The following is a 6,480-nucleotide window of genomic DNA, read 5'->3' as shown; positions in this document are numbered from 1 at the left end:
CCAGCACCTTCATCTTCCGCCCCGCGTGCAGCGCCTCGAAGCCCTCCGCCACCACGTCACCCATCGCGATCTTCTCGACCCATCCGGTGGTGTCGTAGTGCCCCTGCGCCATCAGGTCGATCACGTTGCGGTAGTCGTCGTGGGTGTAGCAGAGCGAGCCCTGGATCCGGGACTCGTTCATCACCAGGTTGATCAGCGGGGTCTCCAGCGGAGTCTCGTAGATCGCGACGCTGACCATCGGCTTGGCGAACCCGATCGAGGCCAGCGCCGTCTGCACGGCGGGCGCCACGCCGGCGGCGTCGTAGGCGGCGTCGGCGCCGCTGCCCCCGGTGGCGTCGGCGATGGCGGCCGGGACGTCGACCGACGTCGGGTCCAGCGTGGCGGCGCCGAGAGCCTCGATCGCGGCCCGGCGGGTGGCCGAGGGCTCGACGACCCAGACGTCGTCGACCCCCATCCCGCGCAGCGCGAACCACAGCCCGATGCCGATCGGCCCGGCCCCGAACACCGCGGCCGTCCCGCCGCGGGCGACCTGGCCCAGCGACGCCGCGTGGTAGGCCACGGCCATCGGCTCGACGAGCGCACCCATCTCCAGCGACACCGCGTCCGGGAGCTTGTGCAGCATGTGCGCCGGGACGACGGTGGACTCGGCCATCCCACCGTCGGACATCAGGCCGTGGAACCCGATCTGCGCGCAGACGTTCGGACGACCGGCGATGCAGCGCTCGCAGCGTCCGCAGGTCCACAGCGGCATCACCGCCACGCGGTCGCCCTCGACGACCTCGGTCACCCCTAGGCCGACCTCGGTGACCGTGCCGGAGAACTCGTGCCCGAGCGTCAGCGGCAGCTTCCGGCCGGTCAGCGGATGCTCCTGGCCCTGCGGGATGAAGATCGGCCCGGCGAAGTACTCGTGCAGGTCGGTGCCGCAGATGCCGTTGTAGCCGACCCGGAGCCGGACGTCGCCGTCGCCGACCTTCTGCTCCGGCACGTCGTCGATGCTGATGTCGTTGCGGCCCCTGTAGACGACAGCGCGCATGAAGGTCCTTCCGTCGGTGACACCGGTGTCGGACCCGACACTGGCACCGGCGCCCACCGGCGACCAGGGTTGCCCGCGGGTTGCATGCGCACCCGTTGATCGGACGCGGCCGCTCCCCCGCTGCGCTCAGAAGGCCCCGGGCTCCGAAGGCCCCGGGCTCAGAAGGACCCGGCTCAGAACGCCCCGGCGTCTCGTGCCCGTGCCACGTTGGCCTGGTGCTCCGGGAACGTCACCGCGAAGCAGGACCCGCCCCGGGTCGTGCAGCGGACGAAGAACAGCCACGGGCCCGGCGCCGGCTCCAGGGCCGCGGACGTCGCCGCGACCGACACCGAGCTGACCGGCGTCGGCGGGAGCCCGGTGTTGAGGTAGCTGTTGTAGGGCCCCGGGGTGCCGCGGGCCTGCGAGGTGGTGCGCAGGGCCTGCACGTCGAGCGGGTAGTTGACGGTGGAGTCCAGCTCGAGGCGCTGCCCGGCGACGAGCCGGTTGGAGATCACCCGCGCGACCCGCGGCATGTCCTCGGCGATCGCCTCCCGCTCGACGAGCGAGGCCCGGATCAGGGTCTCGTAGGAGCCCTCGCCGCCGAGCCCGGCGCTCTCCAGCCTCGGCACCGAGTCGCTCAGCACGCTGCGCAGTACCTGCACCGGGCCGCCGGTCGGGTCGATGTCGTAGGTGCCGGGGGCGATCAGCCCCTCCAGCCGGCGGTTCGGCGCGGCCGCGGAGAACCCGGCCCGCGCCCACTCCGGGACCCCCAGCTGCGCCGGAGCGGTCTTCGCCATCGTCGTGCGCAGCGCGTCCACGCCCAGGCAGCGGCGCCCGGAGCCCTCGCCGACGCAGGTGGCCGCGGAGATCTGGCTGAGCACGCCCGGCGTGACGGCGCCGTTCGGGGCCCTGGTGTCGTCGAGCTGGATGCCGCCCTTGACGTCCATGAACCCGACGCGGGCGTCCGGGTCGAGCAGCGTGCCGGCCGCCGCGTCGCCCGACATCAGCTCCCGCATCTGGTAGAAGCCCGGCTGGACCCGCTGGATGTCGGGCTGCTCGCTCGCGGCCTCGACGAACGCGGCGCGGCTCGCGACCACGCCCCGTCCGAGCAGCATGTCGCCGATCGCGCTGGTCGAGTCGCCCGGCTCGATCCGGACCACGACGACGCCCTGGCCCTCGCCCGGGTAGTCCTCGGGTCCGACGAGGTAGATCACGGCCGCCACCAGCGCGGCACCGGCCACCAGCGCGGTGGCCAGGAGCAGCAGACGACGCCGCCACTGGCGCTCGACCGGGGCCCGGTGCCGGACGGGCTGCGCGGTCGCCGGGCCGCTCACGCCTCGCCCGCGGGCGGGGTGAACCGGTCGAACGTCGCGAACACCCCGGCGCCGGTCACGTCACCGAGCGTATCGGCCCGGAACGTCTCCCGTCGCGACCGGTGCCACCGTGTCGATCCCGGATACGGCGCAGTGCGCGGAGCGGTGCCGGTCATCGACCGCGGGCGGCGTCGAGCCAGCCCTGCAGGATGGCCACCGCCGCCACCTGGTCGACGACGGCGCGTTGCTTGCGTCCCTTCACCCGGCCCGCGAGCTGGCGGGTCGCGACGACGGTGGTCATCCGCTCGTCGGTCATCTCGACCGGCACGTCGAGCGCGCCGCGCAGCGTCTCGGCGAACTCCAGCGCCGCCTGCGCCGCCGGGCCGTCGCGCCCGGCCAGCGTGCGCGGCAGCCCGAGCACGACGGCGACGGCCTCGTGCTCGCGGACCAGCTCGGCGATCCGGCGCGCGTCCGAGCCGCCCTCGACGTCGCGCGCGACGGTCTCCAGCGGCGTCGCGAGGATGCCGTCCGGGTCGCAGGACGCGACCCCGACCCGCACCGCACCGACGTCGACGCCGAGCCGGCGCCCGCGCACCCAGCTCACGGCGCTCCCGCTCACCCGCGGACGGCGGCGCGCAGGGCCGCGATCGCGGCGTCGACGCCCGAGGGGTCGGTGCCGCCGCCCTGCGCCAGGTCCGGCTTGCCGCCGCCGCGACCGCCGACGGCCGGCGCGAACGACGGGATCAGCTTCCCGGCGGCCAGGCCGTTGTCGCGGGCCGCGGCCGTGGTCGCCACGACGAACGAGACCTTCCCGGCGTCCGGGTCGGCGGAGAACAGCGCGACCACACCCGGCCGGTTGCCGAGCCTGCCGCGCACGTCCGAGGCCAGCGAACGCAGGTCGTTGCCCTCGACCCCGGCCGGGGCGGTGACGGCGACCAGCGCGGTGCCGTCGAGGTCCTCGGCGTTCTCGGCCAGCGAGCCGGCCGAGGCCAGCACGGCGTCCGCGCGGTGCTTCTCCAGGTCCCGCTCGGCCGTGCGCAGCCGCTCGACGATGCCCTGGATCCGGTCCGGCAGCTCCTCGGGACGCGCCTTGAGCTGCTCGGCCAGCTGGGAGACCAGCACGTGCTCGGTGGTGGCGTGCTTGAAGGCGTCCAGGCCGACCAGGGCCTCCACCCGGCGCACCCCGGAGCCGATCGAGGCCTCCGAGAGCACCCGGACCAGGCCCAGCTCACCGGTGCGGCGCACGTGCGTGCCACCGCAGAGCTCGCGCGAGTAGTCGCCCATGTCGACCACCCGGACCCGGTCGCCGTACTTCTCGCCGAACAGCATCATCGCGCCGAGCTTGCGGGCCTCGTCCATCGTCGTCTCGTAGGTCTGGATCTCACGGTCGGACTGCAGGACCGTGTTGACCTCCTCCTCGATCTCGGCCAGGGCGGCCGGTGGCACGGCCCCGGTCGGCGAGGTGAAGTCGAAGCGCAGCCGGCCCGGGGCGTTGAGCGACCCGGCCTGGGCCGCGGAGCTGCCCAGGGCACCGCGCACCCCGGCGTGCACCAGGTGGGTGGCGGTGTGCGCACGCGAGATCGCGCCGCGCCGGGCCGGGTCGACCTGCGCGGAGACCTCCGCGTCGAGGGTGACGGTGCCGGCGGTGACCACCCCGCGGTGCACCCGCAGGCCCGCGACCGGGGACTGCACGTCGTCGACCCGCACGGTGAACGAGGCGCCGGACAGCGTGCCGGTGTCGGCCTGCTGACCGCCGGCCTCGGCGTAGAACGGGGTGCGGTCGAGCATGACCTCGACCTGCTCGCCCTGTTCGGCGGCCGGCACGGTGACGCCGTCGCGCAGCAGCCCGACGACGCGGGCCTCCGAGGACAGCGACTGGTACCCGAGGAAGTCGGTGACCCCGTGGGTGTCGAGCACGGCGCGGTAGACCGAGGCGTCGACGAAGCCGACCTTGCGGGTCGCGGCGTCGGCCTTGGCCCGGGTCCGCTGCTCGCCCATCAGCTCGGCGAACCGGTCGCGGTCCACCGAGAGCCCGGCCTCGGCCGCCATCTCCAGCGTGAGGTCGATCGGGAAGCCGTAGGTGTCGTGCAGCGCGAAGGCCTGGTCCCCAGGCAGCGTCGAGCTCCCCGAACGCTTCGTCTCCTCGACGGCGGTGTCGAAGATCCGCGACCCGGCCGAGAGCGTCGACAGGAACGTCTCCTCCTCGGCCCGGATGACCGCCGAGATCCGCTCGAAGTCGCTCGCCAGCTCCGGGTACGTCGGCGACATCGCGTCCCGCACGACCTCGGCGAACGCGCCGAGCACCGGCTCGGTGATGCCGAGCAGGCGCGCCGAGCGCACGATCCGGCGCAGCAGCCTGCGCAGCACGTAGCCGCGGCCCTCGTTGCGGGGTGTCACACCGTCACCGACGATCATCACCCCGGACCGGGCGTGGTCGGCGATCACCCGGAACCGGATGTCGTCCTCGGTGTCGGCGCCGTAGCGCTTGCCGGAGAACTCCTCGGCCTTCGCGATCACCGGGCGGACCAGGTCGGTCTCGTAGACGTTGTCCACGCCCTGCAGCAGGAACGCGACCCGCTCGACGCCCATCCCGGTGTCGATGTTCTTGTGCGGCAGCTCGCCGATCGGGGGGTGCCCCTTCTTCGGGGACAGCTCGCCGCGCTCGTCCTGCATGAAGACGAGGTTCCAGATCTCGACGTAACGGTCCTCGTCGACGACCGGCCCGCCGTCGGCGCCGTACTCCGGTCCACGGTCGTAGTAGATCTCCGAGCAGGGGCCGCCGGGACCGGGCACGCCCATGTCCCAGTAGTTGTCCTCGCCGTCGCGGCGCTGGATGCGCTCCTGCGGCAGCCCGGCGATCTCGCGCCAGAGCGCGATCGCCTCGTCGTCGGTCTCGAACACGGTGACCCAGATCCGCTCCGGGTCGAAGCCGAAGCCCCCGTCGTCCTGGGACCCGGTGACCAGCGACCAGGCCCGCTCGATCGCGCCGCGCTTGAAGTAGTCGCCGAACGAGAAGTTGCCCGCCATCTGGAAGAACGTGTTGTGCCGGGTGGTCTTGCCGACCTCGTCGATGTCCGGGGTCCGCACGCACTTCTGGATCGACGTCGCGCGCGGGTACGGCGCGGGGACGTCACCGAGGAAGTAGGGCTTGAACTGCACCATGCCCGCGTTCACGAACAGCAGGTTCGGGTCCTCGAGGATCAGCGACGCGCTGGCGACCGGGGTGTGACCGGCGTTCTCGAAGTGGGCGGTGAAGCGGCGGACGATCTCGTGGGTCTGCACCGGAAGGACTCTCGTGACGGGTACGGCGGGCGAGAAGAAGACGATCACCGTACGGCGGGCGCGGGCGGGACTCGACACTCCATCGCCACGCGCGTGGAGATCGGTGCCCAGGTTACCGCCGCTGCCACGTCCTTTCGCCGAGCGGGTCCGGGCCCGCACCGCCGACGGTGTTCAGACCGCGACCGCGACCCGCTCGTCCGCGGCGCGCTGGGCCGGGATGCCCTGGATCGGAACGTCCTGGGCCGGGATCCGCCGCACCGGGATGCCGCCGACCCGGCCCGGGCCCCCACCGATGGCGGCGGTGACGGTGGTGGTGACGGTGGCGGTGGCAGCCTCGCGGCGGCGCGCCCGCTCCTCGAGCTCGCGGCGCAGCCGCTGCAGGGCGCGGTGCTGGGCGACCCGGATCGCGCCCGGCGTCGAGTCCAGCGCCGACGCCGTCTCCTCGGCGGAGAGGCCGACCGCGATCCGCAGCGTCAGGATCTCCACCTGGCGCGGGCCGAGCACCGAGAGCAGCTCCTCGAGACGGCCGTTGCGCTCGGCGTCGAGCACCAGCTGTTCCGGGCCGTGCTCGGTGCTGGTGCGCTCCGGGAGCTCCTCGACGGCGTCGCAGCGGTTGCGCGCCATGGCCCGGAACGCGTCCGCGATCTTGTGCCGGGCGATGCCGAACACGAACGCGCGGAACGAGACGCCGGCGAAGCGGTAGTCGGGCAGCACGGCCAGCACCGCCATGCACACGTCCTGGGCGACGTCGTCGGCCGACCCCGTCGTGGTCTCCCGGCGGCCGAGCCGGGCGCGGCAGAAGCGCTGCACCTGGGGCTGGATGCGGCCGAGGAGGGTCGCGACGGCGTCCGGGTCGCCGGCCACGGCGGCGCG

General features: G+C 73.7%; 4 protein-coding genes and 1 pseudogene. All 5 read right to left on the bottom strand.

Features of this window, described 5'->3' with window-relative positions; translation table 11 throughout:
* Positions 1-1,033 (bottom strand): 2,3-butanediol dehydrogenase (locus tag I4I78_RS28505; protein WP_218614597.1); only part of this gene is annotated, 1,033 nt, incomplete at its 3' end.
* 173 nt (positions 1,034-1,206) lie between these two features.
* Complete coding sequence (gene mltG / locus I4I78_RS28500; protein WP_218614596.1) at positions 1,207-2,346, bottom strand: endolytic transglycosylase MltG; 1,140 nt, start codon at positions 2,344-2,346, stop codon at positions 1,207-1,209.
* Positions 2,347-2,497: 151 nt separating this feature from the next.
* Positions 2,498-2,944: a Holliday junction resolvase RuvX gene (gene ruvX / locus I4I78_RS28495; RefSeq protein ID WP_308252420.1), complete on the bottom strand. Its 447-nt coding sequence runs from the start codon at positions 2,942-2,944 to the stop codon at positions 2,498-2,500.
* Positions 2,941-5,607, bottom strand: coding sequence for an alanine--tRNA ligase (gene alaS / locus I4I78_RS28490; protein ID WP_218614595.1), 2,667 nt, complete (start codon positions 5,605-5,607; stop codon positions 2,941-2,943). The genes ruvX and alaS overlap by 4 nt, the downstream gene beginning before the upstream one ends.
* Positions 5,608-5,964: 357 nt before the next feature.
* Positions 5,965-6,480 (bottom strand): annotated as a pseudogene (gene shbA, locus I4I78_RS28485) (RNA polymerase sigma factor ShbA); the annotation flags it as partial.

Source organism: Pseudonocardia sp. KRD291 (assembly GCF_019263595.1).
Lineage (GTDB): Bacteria > Actinomycetota > Actinomycetes > Mycobacteriales > Pseudonocardiaceae > Pseudonocardia.
Note: the sequence above shows the minus strand (reverse complement) of the source record. Positions and strands in the feature narration are given on the sequence as shown.